This window comes from Thermus arciformis, from assembly GCF_900102145.1.
Classification (GTDB): Bacteria; Deinococcota; Deinococci; order Deinococcales; family Thermaceae; genus Thermus; species Thermus arciformis.
In genome coordinates this window covers 34,708-47,072 of the sequence record NZ_FNBC01000010.1, presented here as the reverse complement: position 1 = coordinate 47,072, position 12,365 = coordinate 34,708, and the positions used below count along the sequence as shown (strand labels likewise).

12 protein-coding genes are annotated in these 12,365 nt (G+C 69.6%); 6 read left to right on the top strand and 6 right to left on the bottom strand.

What is annotated here, in order from left to right; genetic code table 11:
• Positions 1–4 precede the first annotated feature (4 nt).
• Both BLP62_RS05215 and BLP62_RS05210 read right to left on the bottom strand, forming a co-directional pair.
• A complete protein-coding gene (locus BLP62_RS05215) occupies positions 5–343 on the bottom strand; it encodes a YraN family protein (RefSeq protein ID WP_093006558.1) in 339 nt (112 codons plus the stop codon).
• Positions 331–1,659 (bottom strand): PASTA domain-containing protein, encoded by a 1,329-nt coding sequence (locus BLP62_RS05210; protein WP_093006556.1) that lies wholly within the window; start codon positions 1,657–1,659, stop codon positions 331–333. The genes BLP62_RS05215 and BLP62_RS05210 overlap by 13 nt, the downstream gene beginning before the upstream one ends.
• A gap of 47 nt (positions 1,660–1,706) precedes the next feature.
• Here BLP62_RS05210 and BLP62_RS05205 point away from each other — a divergent pair, with 47 nt between their 5' ends.
• Positions 1,707–2,249: an NAD(P)/FAD-dependent oxidoreductase gene (locus BLP62_RS05205; protein WP_093006554.1), complete on the top strand. Its 543-nt coding sequence runs from the start codon at positions 1,707–1,709 to the stop codon at positions 2,247–2,249.
• Positions 2,250–2,275: 26 nt separating this feature from the next.
• Here the strand turns inward: BLP62_RS05205 and BLP62_RS05200 are convergent, their stop codons facing one another.
• A complete protein-coding gene (locus tag BLP62_RS05200; RefSeq protein WP_093006552.1) occupies positions 2,276–3,046 on the bottom strand; it encodes an SDR family NAD(P)-dependent oxidoreductase in 771 nt (256 codons plus the stop codon).
• A 4-nt stretch (positions 3,047–3,050) separates the two neighbouring features.
• Positions 3,051–4,172, bottom strand: coding sequence for an alanyl-tRNA editing protein (locus BLP62_RS05195; protein ID WP_093006550.1), 1,122 nt, complete (start codon positions 4,170–4,172; stop codon positions 3,051–3,053).
• A gap of 19 nt (positions 4,173–4,191) precedes the next feature.
• Between BLP62_RS05195 and BLP62_RS13710 the strand changes: the two genes are divergently transcribed.
• The 3 genes from BLP62_RS13710 to BLP62_RS05185 all read left to right on the top strand — a co-directional run bounded on the left by BLP62_RS13710 (position 4,192) and on the right by BLP62_RS05185 (position 6,400).
• Positions 4,192–4,332 carry a hypothetical protein gene (locus BLP62_RS13710; RefSeq protein WP_176758142.1) on the top strand — a complete coding sequence of 47 codons (141 nt, stop codon included), beginning with the start codon at positions 4,192–4,194 and terminating at the stop codon, positions 4,330–4,332.
• A complete protein-coding gene (locus BLP62_RS05190) occupies positions 4,329–5,039 on the top strand; it encodes a pseudouridine synthase (protein WP_093006548.1) in 711 nt (236 codons plus the stop codon). The genes BLP62_RS13710 and BLP62_RS05190 overlap by 4 nt, the downstream gene beginning before the upstream one ends.
• Positions 5,040–5,215: 176 nt before the next feature.
• Complete coding sequence (locus BLP62_RS05185) at positions 5,216–6,400, top strand: VanW family protein (RefSeq protein ID WP_093006546.1); 1,185 nt, start codon at positions 5,216–5,218, stop codon at positions 6,398–6,400.
• Here the strand turns inward: BLP62_RS05185 and BLP62_RS05180 are convergent.
• Positions 6,282–6,545, bottom strand: a complete 264-nt coding sequence (locus BLP62_RS05180) for a hypothetical protein (RefSeq protein ID WP_143004337.1) — start codon at positions 6,543–6,545, stop codon at positions 6,282–6,284. The genes BLP62_RS05185 and BLP62_RS05180 overlap by 119 nt on opposite strands.
• On the bottom strand, positions 6,545–9,013 hold the full coding sequence (topA, locus tag BLP62_RS05175; RefSeq protein WP_093006544.1) for a type I DNA topoisomerase: 2,469 nt from the start codon (positions 9,011–9,013) through the stop codon (positions 6,545–6,547). The genes BLP62_RS05180 and topA overlap by 1 nt, the downstream gene beginning before the upstream one ends.
• Before the next feature lie 105 nt (positions 9,014–9,118).
• Here topA and BLP62_RS05170 point away from each other — a divergent pair, with 105 nt between their 5' ends.
• Both BLP62_RS05170 and BLP62_RS05165 read left to right on the top strand, forming a co-directional pair.
• On the top strand, positions 9,119–9,616 hold the full coding sequence (locus BLP62_RS05170; RefSeq protein ID WP_093006542.1) for a hypothetical protein: 498 nt from the start codon (positions 9,119–9,121) through the stop codon (positions 9,614–9,616).
• A gap of 14 nt (positions 9,617–9,630) precedes the next feature.
• Positions 9,631–12,297 (top strand): DUF11 domain-containing protein, encoded by a 2,667-nt coding sequence (locus BLP62_RS05165; RefSeq protein WP_093006540.1) that lies wholly within the window; start codon positions 9,631–9,633, stop codon positions 12,295–12,297.
• The last annotated feature ends 68 nt before the right edge of the window (positions 12,298–12,365 follow it).

The window sequence follows — 12,365 nt, the reverse complement described above, 5'->3', positions numbered from 1 at the left end:
ACCCCTAGAGCTCCAGCACAAGGTGCTCCAGGCGGAAGTCCTCCGGGGGGCCGTGGACGAGGACGGCCTCGAGGCGCACCGGCAGGTCGTCCCGGCCCAGGAGGAAGCGGGCGCTTTGGAGAAGCCTCCGCACCTTCCCCGGGGTGATGGCCTCCAGGGGGGTGCCGAAGCGGCTGGAGGCCCGCTGCTTCACCTCCACCACCACGTAGACCCCGTCCTTCTCCAGGAAGAGGTCCACCTCGCCGAAGGGGGTGCGGCGGTTCCTCCAAAGGAGGCGGTAGCCCTTCCCCAGGAGAAAGCGCAGGGCCTCCTCCTCGGCCCACCTCCCCCTCAAGGCGCCCACTCCTGGTAAAGCTCCCCGTCCAGGTAGAGGCGGAAGCGGGCCTCCCCCTCGGCCTGGTAGGTGCCGGAAAGCCTCAAGCCCTCCTGCCCCGGCCCCTCGTAAAGCACCTGCTCCCCCCGCTCGTCCAGGAGGACCAGGCGCACCTCCTTGCCCTCCGCCTCCGGGGGGAGGTCCAAGGCCAGGCTCACCGTCCGCGCCCTCGGCTCAGGGGGCGCAGGGGGCAAAAGCACCTCCCCCCGCACCGCCACCCGGAGGCGGACCCCGCCGCCTGGGGGAAGGGGGGTGCCGGGGGCGGGGTCTTGGGCCAGCACCGTCCCCTCGGGGGCCCCCGCAGGGACCTCTTCCACCTGGGCCTGGAGGCCCGCGGCGTTCAGGAGGAAGAGGGCCTCCTCCCGGGAAAGCCCCGTGAGCCTGGGCAGGGGGACCGAAGCCTCCTCCCTCGCCCCCTGGGAGAGGAGAAGGCGTACCCCGCCCCCCGGGGGAAGGGGGGTGCCGGGGGCGGGGTCCGTGGCCAGGACCACCCCCAAGGGCTCGGGGCTTGGCAGGTAGGCCTTCCCCGCCACGGCGAAGCCGAGCTCCGCGAGCCTGGCCTCGGCCTCCCCCTCCCGCAGGCCCTCCAGGGAGGGCAAGGGGTTCAGGCGGGCCTGGTTCAGCACGAGCCGCACCGCCCGCCCCTCCCGAAGGCGGGTCCCGGGCGGGGGGTCTTGGGCCAGGACCACCTCCTTGGGCTTGGCGGGGTCGTTCCCCTCCTCCACCTCGAGGCGAAGCCCGGTGCCCTTGAGGAGGAGAAAGGCCTCGCGGGCGCTTTTGCCCACCAGATCGGGCACGGGGTACTCCGGGGGGTTGAAGTAGCGGTAAAGCCCCTGGCCGAGAAGCCAAAGCCCCAAGGCGAGGAGGAGAAGGCCCGGGGCCACCCCCCAAAGCCTTCCGCCCCTAGGCCTAGAGGCCCTAGAAGGCCCTCCCCTAAGGGGCCAGGGGGAGAGGTAGGCCACCCCGTCCGGGGCCATGGCCAGGTGCTCCCGGCCGAAGCCCAGGGGGAGCAGGGCCTCGAGGGCTTCCTTGGGCGGGGGCTTGCGGGCCAGGGGCTTTTCCGGGAAGAAGGCGTAGTGGCGCCCCGGCTTGGCCGAGACCTGGGCCTCCAAAAGCCCAAGCTCCTGGAGGCGCCGCACCGCGGCCCGGAAGCGGTAAAAGCGCTCCTTGTCCTCGGGGGTCTTCACGTCAAAGAAGAAGACCCATCCCCCCTCCACCCGGTAGAGGGTCACCCCGTCCCGGCGCTCCAGCGTCTCCAGAACGGGGTAGCGGTCGTCCAAGAGCATGCGCCGCCCATTATACCGGGCCTTCCTCGCCTATACTTTGAGGTGCTATGTGGGACGTTCTCGTGGTGGGCGGGGGGCCAAGCGGGCTTTCCGCCGCCCTTTTCCTGGCCCGGGCGGGCCTAAGGGTCCTGGTCCTGGACGGGGGCCGCTCCAAGGTCCGAGAGGTGAGCCGGGTGCCCAACTACCCGGGGCTTTTGGACGAGCCCTCCGGGGAAGCCCTTCTGGAGCGCCTTCGGGAGCACGCCCGCCGCTACGGGGCCGAGGTCCGCCCCGGGGTGGTGAAGGGGGTGCGGGACATGGGCGGGGTCTTTGAGGTGGAAACGGAAAACGGGGTGGAGGAGGCGGAAAGGCTCCTCCTCTGCACCCACAAGGACCCCACCCTGCCCTCCCTCCTGGGCCTTGCGCGGCGAGGCACCTACGTGGACACCGACGAGGGGGGGCGCACCAGCTACCCCCGGGTCTACGCCGCCGGGGTGGCCCGGGGCAAGGTGCCAGGCCACGCCATCATCAGCGCCGGGGACGGGGCCTACGTGGCCGTGCACCTCGTCTCCGACCTCCGGGGGGAGCCCTACAAGGACCACGCCAAGTAGGCTTTCCGGGGCCAGCACGGGGTGGCTCATACGGGCCGCCCCGCCATCATGAAGCTCGCCGTCATCCCCCCGTCCACGGGGAGGATGGCCCCGGTGATGAAGCTGGCCTTGGGGGAGGCCAGGAAGAGCACGGCCTCGGCCACCTCCTCGGGCCTTCCCAGGCGCCTCAGGGCGTGGAGGTCCTCCCAGTCCCTACGGGTCTTCTCCGGGTCCTCGGAGAGGAGAATGGCCTCCAAGACCGCCTCCGTGGCGATGGCCCCCGGGGCCACGGCGTTCACCCGGATGCCCAAGGGGGCGAGGTCCAGGGCCAGGGAGCGGGTGAGGTTCACAAGCCCCCCCTTGGAGGCGTTGTAGGCGGCGTTTTCCTGCTCGGCGAAAAGCCCCTGCACGCTGGCCACGTTGACGATGGCCCCGCCCCCCACCTTCTGCATCTTTCGGGCGGCCAGGGCGGAAAGGTGCATGGGGGCGGTGAGGTTCACCTCCAGCACCCTCCGCCACTCGGGAAGGGGCACCCTGAGGGCCGAGCCCGGGGCGGAGATGGCGGCGTTGTTCACCAGGACGTCCACCCGCCCCAAGGCGTGGGCCGCCTCCTCCACGAAGCGCACCCGGTCCTTCTCCTCGGCGAGGTCCGCCTGGACGAAAAACCCACCGATGGCCTCCGCCACCTCCTTGCCCTCGGGAAGGAGGTCGCACAGGGCCACCATGGCCCCCTCCCGGGCGAAGGCCAAGGCCACGGCCCGGCCGATGCCCCTCGCCCCCCCCGTGACCAAGACCCCTTTGCCCTCAAAGAGCCCCATGCCCCTAGCTTAAAAGCCCCAGGGCCTCCACCACCCGCTCCTTGGGCAAGGCCCCCTGGACCACCTCCTTGCCGCCCCCCTTGGCCCCCAGGGCCCTAAGCCGCTCCAGAACCTCCTGCCTCCTGGGTCCGAGGAGGGCGAACCGGCCCTCCGGGGAGACCAGGAGGAAGGTCTTTTCCCCCCAGGCGAGGAGGGCCTTGGCCAGCTCCCCCAAGACGGGGTCCGGCACCAGAAGGGCCCCCTCCTCCAGGGCCCGGGCCAGAAGGGCCTTCACCAGGGCCTCCTTCAAGGCCTGGTTTTCCCCCTTTAGGGCGTAAAGCTCCTCCTGGAGCTTCCTTATGGGCTTTTCCAGCTCCAGGGGGTTCGTGGAGAAGGCGAGGGCCAGGCGGGCAAGGAGGGCGTGCTTGGCGTGGTAGTCCTCCAGGGCCTCCCAGCCGGCGGTGAAGTAAACCCGCGTGCCGCCCTTGTACCGCTCCCACTTGAGGACCTTGATGGGCCCTGCCTGGGCGCTGGTCTTGAGGTGGGTCCCCCCGCAGGCGGCGAGGTCAAAGTCGCCGATCCGCACCAGGCGCACCTTGCCCCGGACCTTGGGGGGGCGCCTTAAGGGGTAGTGGGCGAGCTCCTCCTCGGAGACGTAAAAGGCCTCCACCGGGTAGTCGGCGTAGACGGCGAAGTTGGCGAGGGCCTCGGCCTTTAGGACCCCCGCTTCCTCGGCCTCCTCCTCGATGTCCACGGTGCACACCGGGGAGTCCAGGCTCACGGCCACGGTGTGGTAGCCCCCGGCCCGGAGGAGGGCCTGGGAGAGGAGGTGCTGGGCGGTGTGGCGCTGCATGTGGCGGAAGCGCCTCGGCCAGTCAATCTCCCCCTCCACCTCCACGCCCTCGGGGACGGGAGCGGAGAGCACGTGGACTACGTCCCCGAAGGCCTTCTCCTCCTCGTAGGCGTGGAGGACCTGGACCTCGCCGAAAGGCCCCCTGAGGACCCCTCGGTCCGCGGGCTGCCCCCCGGACTCGGGGTAGAAGAGGGTCTGGGAGAGCACCGCGTAGTGCCCCTTTTCGTCCGTCCAGGCCCGTTCCACCCGGGCCTGGAAGCGGGTGGCGTAGCTGTCCAGCTGGTAAAGCCTCATGCCCTTTAGGATAAGAAGGGTGGCGCCCTTGGACCGGGAGGAGTTCGCCAGGTGGGTGCGGGAAGCCTTGGGGGAGGCCCGGGGGCTCACCCCCGAGGAGTTCGCCCGGCTGAAGGCCAAAGGCGCCCTCTGGTGGCTGGAAGGAGCCTTGGAGCTATGAAAGGGGAAAGGCTGGACAGGCTCCTCGCCCGGCTGGGCCTGGGAAGCCGCAAGGAGGTGGCCCGGCTGGTGCGCCGAGGGGGGGTGCGGGTCCTGGGCCAGGTGGTGCGGGACCCCGGCTTCCACGTGCCGGAAGGGGCCTCCCTGGAGGTGGAGGGAAGGCCCCTGGAGGTGCGCCGCCACCTCCACGTCCTCCTGCACAAGCCGCGGGGCTTCGTGACGAGCCGGACCGAGGGGCCTTCCGTCTACGCCCTCCTCCAGGGCTTCCCCACCCGGGCCCTCTCCCCGGTAGGCCGCCTGGACAAGGACGCCGAGGGGCTTTTGCTCTTCACCACGGACGGCCTCCTCCTCCACCGCCTCACCCACCCCCGGCACAAGGTGGAAAAGCGCTACCTGGTGCACCTGGAAAGGCCCGTGGAGCCTAGGGATCAGGAGGCCTTCCTGGAGGGCCTAATCCTAGACGGCAAGAGGACCCTCCCCGCCGAGCTACACCCCTTGGAAGACCCCACCTGGGCCGAGGTGGTGCTTAAGGAGGGGCGCTTCCACCAGGTGAAGCGCATGTTCCAGGCCCGGGGGAACCGGGTCCTCTACCTCAAGCGCCTGGCCCTGGGCCCCCTGGAGCTTGGCGACCTCCCCTTGGGGGAGGCCCGCCCCCTCACGGAGGCGGAGGAAGGGGCCCTCTACCGGGCGGTGGGGCTTCGCCCCTAAGTGCCATGCCCTGGCGCAGGCCAGAGCAGGAGCCCCAAAAGCCCTACCCCCGGCACCCCTTGTGAAGGCGCAACCCCTTGAGGGCCTTGGCCAGGCCATACCATGTTGCAAACGCAAGGTGTAGGGGCTCGGGGTTTTTCACACCCCTTTGACTCAAGCCGTGGTACCCTCGCCCCATGAAACGGCTAAGCCTCGCCCTCCTCCTGGGCCTTTCCCTGGCGCAAGGCGGCCCTCCGGCCCTGGAGGCGCTCCTTGTGCTTCAGGAGGAGGTCATAGAGGAGGGGGAACTCCGCACCTACACCGGGGTCCAGCGCTACCCCGTGGCCTCGGAAGGGGAGCTCAAGGCCCTCCTCAAGAAGCTCGCCCGCGAACCCCGTCCCCCCCGGTTTGTCTTCCAAGAGGGGAAATGGCGGGGGGTGGAGAAGAAGGGCCTGGCCTTTGAGGAGAAGGAGGCCCTCGCCGCCTACCGGGAGGCCCGGGCGCAGGGGAAGAAGAGCTTCCGCCTCCCCGTGCGCTACCTCCCCCCAAGCCCGAGCCTGCGGGAGCTCCACGCCCTGGGGGTGCGGGAACACCTGGCCACGGGGGAGACGGACTTTAGGGGCTCGAGCCCCGAGCGGAGGCACAACCTCCTCCTGGCCTCGGCCAAGCTGGACGGCCTCCTCATCCCCCCGGGGCCCTTTTCCTTCAACGAGGCCCTGGGGCCCGTGACCGAGGAGGAGGGGTACAAGGAGGCCTTCGTCATCGTGGGGGACCGCACGGAGCAGGGGGTGGGGGGCGGGGTCTGCCAGGTCTCCACCACCTTGTTCCGGGCCTTCTTCTTCGCCGGGCTTCCCCTCCTGGAGCGGCACGCCCACAGCTACCAGGTGGCCTACTACAAGCCCCCGGGGCTGGACGCGGCGGTGTTCCAGCCCTACAAGGACCTGAAGGTCCTGAACGACACCCCAGGGCACCTCCTGGTCCAGCGCTCCGTGGTGGGCACCAGGCTCCGCTTCCACCTCTTCGGCACCAAGGACCGGGAGGTGCGCTGGGAAGGCCCCTTCGCCTCCGAGCGCAAGCCGCCCCTGCCCCCCAGGGAGATCCCGGACCCCTCCTTGCCCCCGGGGGTGCGCAAGCAGGTGGACTTCGCCGCCGAGGGGGCCAAGGTGTTGGTGCGGCGCACCGTGCGCTACCGGGACGGGCAGGTGCGGGAGGACCAGGTGGTGAGCGTCTACCGCCCCTGGGGGGCGGTCTATTTGGTGGGGCCTAAGCCGGAAGCTCCAGGAGGACCGCCCGCTCCACGGGAAGGAGGCGGTGGGGCTCCTTCACCCAGGCCCCTTCCCCCCGCCGCAGGTGAAGGTACCGCCCCTCCGGCAGGTCAATGACCAGCTCCCCTTCCAAAAGGAGGTAAAAGGCCCCTTGGGCGCGCTCCTCCCCCGCCCTCAGGGTGTAGGCCCTAAGGGGGAGGCCCGGCACCTCCACCCGGCCTTCCCGGGCCAGGCGCAGGAGGTGGAGCTTAAAGCTTTCCATTAGGCCCGGGCCACCTCCTTCTTGGCCCGGCCCTTCCTCATGCGGAGCTTGAAGAGGGCCCGCTTGGCGAGCCTGGCCTCCTCCTGGGAGAGGGGCTGGCCTTGGGCCAAGGCCTCCACCGCCTTCCTTTCGGCCTCGGGTAGCCCAGGGAGGAAGGCTTTTAGCTCGTCCCAGTCCGAGGGCGGGGCGGGGGTCTTCCCCCGGGATTTCCCCTTGGGCTGGGCCTTAGCGGGGACCAGCCTGGGGTCGTGGTCCGGGCAGGCGGGGTTCATGCAGGAGGCCTTCTTTCCCCGGCCCACCAGGGGCCAGCCGCAAGAAGGGCAGCGCTCCTCCAGGAGGGGGTAGAAGGAGAGGAAGTCGCAGGCGTTGTTCTCGCACTTGTAGTAGGGCTTGCCCCGCTTGCTCCGCTTTTCCAGGACGCGCCCCCCGCACTTGGGACAGGCGTGGCCCGTGGGCTGGCCGTCGTCCCGGGTGTAGTCGCACTCGGGGTAGCCCGAGCAGGCGATGAAGCTCCCGTAGCGCCCCGTCTTCCGCAGGAGGGGCCTTCCGCACTTAGGGCAGGCCTCCCCGATGGGCTCGGCCTCCCGCTTTTCCAGGGGCTCGGTGTAGGTGCACTCGGGGTAGCCCGTGCACCCCAGGAACTGGCCGTAGCGGCTTACCTTGAGCTCCAGCGGACGACCGCACTTGGGGCAGGTCTTCTTGGGCACCTGGGCGAGCTCGCCCAAGAAGGGCTCGTAAAACTCCCAGACCACCTTGGGCCAGGGGGCCTTGCCCTCCTCCACCTGGTCCAGCCGGTCCTCCATGCGGGCGGTGAACTCGTAGGCCACCACCTGGGGGAAGCGCTCCTTGAGGTAGTGGGTCACCTGCCGCCCCAGGGGGGTGGGGAGGAGGGTGCGCCCCTTTCTTTCCATGTAGCCCCGCTTCTCCAGGGTTTCCAGGGTGGGGGCGTAGGTGGAGGGGCGGCCGATGCCCAGCTCCTCCATGGTCTTCACCAGGCTGGCGTCCGTGTAGCGGGGCGGGGGCTCGGTGAAGTGCCGCTCGGGGATGGCCCGGAGGAGTTCCGCAGGCGCCCCCTCGGGCACGGCGGGCACGGGGGGGGCCTCCTCCTCGTCCTCCCGGCCCCAGGCCCTGAGGTAGCCCTCAAACCTGAGCACCGAGCCCGAGGCGCGGAAGGTGTAGCGAGCGCCTTCGTCCTCGAGGAGAACGGAGGTCACCTCGTAGAGGGCGTCCTTCATCTGGCTCGCCAGGAAGCGCCGCCAAATGAGTTCATAAAGGCGGTACTCCTCCGGGGATAGGTAAGGCCGGACGCTTTCCGGGGTGCGCCTCGGGTCCGTGGGCCGGATGGCCTCGTGGGCGTCCTGGACCCCTTCCTTGCGGTTCTTGTAGACCCTGGGGGCCTCCGGCAGGTACTCCGGGCCGAAGACCTCCCCGATGACCTCCCGGGCCAGGGCCAAAGCCTCCGGGGCGACGCGCACCGAGTCCGTGCGCATGTAGGTGATGAGGCCCACGGTGCCCTCCGGGAGGTCCACCCCCTCGTAGAGGCGCTGGGCGATGCGCATGGTGCGGCTTGCGGTGTAGCCCAGACGGCTAGAGGCCGCCTGCTGCAGGGTGGAGGTGGTGAAAGGGGGCGGGGGGGATTTGCGGCGCTTTTGCACCTCCACCCGGGCCACCCGGTAAGGGAGCCCGCCCACGGCCTCCGCCAGGGCCTTGGCCTCGGCCTCGGTCTTGAGGTGAAGCCGCCCCTCCTTCTCCCCCTGGCCCGTCCAGAGGCGCATCCCCTGGGCCTCGAGGAGGAGGGCGGGGAAGGTCTTCCCCTCCACCCGAAACTCCCCCTTCAGGGTCCAGTACTCCTCCTTTTGGAAGGCCTCAATCTCCTCCTCCCGCTCCACCAGAAGCCGGAGGGCCACGCTCTGCACGCGGCCTGCGGAGAGGGCCCGCTTGCGGAACTCCAAGGAGAGGAGGGGGGAGAGGTTGTACCCCACCAGGCGGTCCAGGACCCGCCGGGCCTGCTGGGCGTCCACCAGGTTCTGGTCAATGGGCCTGGGCCTCTCCACCGCCTGGCGCACCACCTTCGGGGTGATCTCGTGGAACTCTACCCTTATGGGCTCCCTGGGGTCGCGGCCCAGAAGCCTCGCCACGTGCCAGCCGATGGCCTCCCCTTCCCGGTCGGGGTCGGTGGCGATGAGGAGCCGCTTGCCCTGGGCGGCCTTCTTGAGCTCCTCCACCACCGGCTTCTTGTCCTTTTTCACCTCGTAGGTGGGGGCGAAGTCCCGCTCCACGTCCACCCCCAGCTCCCGCTCGGGGAGGTCCACCACGTGGCCCCGGCTCGCCCGCACCTCGTAGCCGGGCCCCAACATCTTCTGGATGCTCTTGGCCTTGGCCGGGGACTCCACCACCACCAAGGTGGCGGCCTCTTCCCCTCCCCGGGGGCGCTTCCCGGCCGCGGCCTCCGTCCTCTTGGTCGGCATCGCCCCCTATTTAGGGGCCCTGGGAACGCCCTGTCAAGAGCCCCCCTTACCCGGTGGGGGGTTTTCACAGGCCTTTCACAGGCCCCAAATACAATCCCCCAGGAGATGAGAGCAAACGCCTTCATCCGCATCCTCGGTCTCGCCCTCCTGGCTTCCTTGGCCCTGGCCCAGGCCCTCACCCTGGACCTGAGGGCCTACTTGGTCAAGGTGGCGGAGGGCAAGGAGGTCTACGAGGAGAACCCCCTGGCGGTGAAGCCTGGGGACGTGCTGGAGTGGCGCCTGGTGGCGGAAAACCGCGCCCAGGGCGACCTCCGCCAGGTGGGCCTCGTCATCCCCATCCCCAAGGAGACCTACTACCTGGAGGGGAGCGCCAAGCCCCTGCAGGTGGGAGGGACGGCCGTGCCGCCCGAGTTCAGCTTTGACGGGGGGAAGACCTTCGGCAAGCCCCCCCTCAAGAAGCGGATCCGGGTGGTGGAAAACGGAAAGGAGGTGGAGAAGGAGGTTGAGGTCAAGCCCGAGGAGTACACCCACGCGCGCTGGGTCATCCCCCTTCTTCCCAAGGGGATCAAGGTTATGGTGAGCCTCAGGACCATCGTGAGGTAAGAGGAGGTTAGAGCATGCAAAGAGCAGGTCTTATCGGTCTTCTGGTAGCCCTGGTTCTGGGGCTGGCCTACGCCATGACCCCGGCGGGCACGGCCATCCAAAACCAGGCCTCGGCGAGCTACATTGACTCGGCGAACCAGCCCCGCACCACCACGTCCAACCTGGTGACCACCCTCGTCCAGCAGGTCTACGCCTTCACCATCACGCCAGACGGCACCGAGGCTTCCCCGGGCCAGACCAAAAACGCCCTTCCCGGGGGGCAGGTGGTCTTCAACTACGTGGTGACCAACAACGGCAACGGCACCGACACCATCAACCTCTCCACCGTCCAGGGCACCGCGGACAACTTTGACCTTTTAAGCCCCACCATCTACCGGGACACCAACTGCAACGGCACCCTGGACGCCGGGGAGAACACGCCCATCACGGGCCTCACCCTGGGCATGGGCCAAAGCGCCTGCGTCCTGGTGGTGGCCACGATTCCCACAAGCGCCACGAGCGGGCAGTACGGGAACCTGAACCTCGCGGGCACCAACGCCGCCCCTAGCCCCATCACCGACAACGACAACTGGGCCCGGGCCGTGACCACCACCGCCGCCGCCCTCACCGCCAGCAAGGCGGCAAGCCCCGCGGGCAGCGCAAGCCCCGGAGGCACCATCACCTACACCATCAGCGGCCAGAACGTGGGCGGAAGCGCGGCCTACGGCATCCCGGTGACGGTGGACAGCACGCCCAGGACGGGCATCCTCATCGCCGACACCATCCCCACGGGCCTCACCGTGAACACCATGCCCACGGGCTCGGCGGGCGCGGGCACGGTGAAGATCATTTACAACAGCGGCGCGGGCTGGCAGACCCTCACCGCTTCGGCCCTCCCCCTGACCGGAAACGGCACGGTGAAGATCGGCATGCTCATTGAGGGCACGGGGGCCTTCTTCCCCGTGGGGGCCCAGTACACCTTCAGCTTCACCGCCACGGTGCCCTCCACGGCCAGCGCCGGGACGAGCTACGCCAACTCCGCCACCGTCCAGTTTGACGCCAACGGCGACGGGGACGCCAACGACCCCGGCGAGACCGTCTCCACCAACACCACCACCAACACCGTGGGGGCGAGCTACAACGTGGCCGTGGGGCCCTACGGGTACCCTGAGGCAGGGGCTTCCGGCTCCTACAGCGTGGGCGGCTACACCGTGGCCCGCAGCGGCGACACCCAGACCATCTCCAGCGCCTACTCCGGCACCACGGTGGTCTTCCGCCACACCCTGAAGAACACCGGGAACGCCGCGGACAGCTTCACCCTGAGCTTCTCCGGGGCGCCTTCGGGCTGGGCCTGCCAGCTGGTGGCGGACGACCTCACCACCCCCATCTCCGGCCCCGTGGGCCCCATCCCCGCGGGCGGCACCTACGACTTCGCCCTGAAGTGCGCCATCCCGGCGAACTACACCACCTCTTCGGCCGTGAACCTCACCGTCACCGCCACCAGCGCGAACGACCCGAGTAAGCAGGACACCACCACGGACACGGTGAGCCAGGTGCTCCTGGGGTACGCAGTGGACCTGGCGCAACGGGGCTTCGCTGGGGACGGCGACCCCACCAACGATAACCCGCCTGCCCAGAGCGCCAACCCCGGCCAGACGGTCTACTTCCCCGTTGAGGTCTACAACGCCGGGAACAACGCCGACAACTACACCCTCACCGCCAGCGTGCCCACGGGCTGGAGCGCGGTCTTCTACCCGGACACGGACTGCGACGGCACGCCCGACAGCGCTCCCGTGACCAACACGGGCGTGATCAACCCCAACCAGAAGCGTTGCTTCGTGGCGGCGGTGAGCGTGCCTAGCGGGACTGCTCCCGGGGCTAACCCCGTGTCCTTCACCGCCACCAGCACCACGGTGGGCACGGTCTCCGACACCATCAGCTCCACGGTCAACGTGAACCTCCTGGCCCAGGTCCAGCTGGACCCCGACCGCTCCGGCACCGTGACGAGCCCGGGCACCCTCACCTACACCCACACCCTCATCAACAACTCCAACGCCCCGGCCTACTGCGACATCTCCGGGGACGGCGGGAGCCACGGCTGGACCTACCAGTACTCCACGGACGGCACCAGCTGGTACAGCGCCCTGGCCGACGTTTACGCGGTCCCCAACGGCGGCACCCAGACCATCTACGTCCGCGTCCTGGTGCCCGCCGGGGAGCCCGTGGGGCGGGTGGACGTGAACACGGTGACCGCCCGGTGCGACGTGACCACGGGGAGCCCCGACAACGACTACGAGGCCACGGACGCCGCCACGGAGACCACCACCATCGTGGGCGGGGAGCTCAGGCTCCAGAAGTCCGTGGACAAGCTCACGGCCTACCCCGGGGAGACCCTCACCTACACCATCGTCGCCGAGAACATCGGCACCGGGGACCTCAAGAAGGTGATCGTCGCCGACCCCATCCCCGCCTACACCACCTTCGTGAGTGTCTCCGCCACGGCCACGGGCTTCAGCGGCACCTACACCGTCCTCTACTCCACGGACGGCGTCACCTGGAGCACGAGCGCCCCCACCTCCGTGCCCACGGGCGGCTCGGTCTACGTGGGCGTGGACACGAACGGGGACGGCAACATCACCGACGCCGACCTCATGCCCCCGGCCGCCAGGATCACCATCACCCTCCGGGTGCAGGTGCAGTAGGCCCCAAGCCCCGCCCCGGGGGCTTCCCCGGGGCGGGCCCCCCTAGGGGGGAAGGCAAAAAAGGAAGA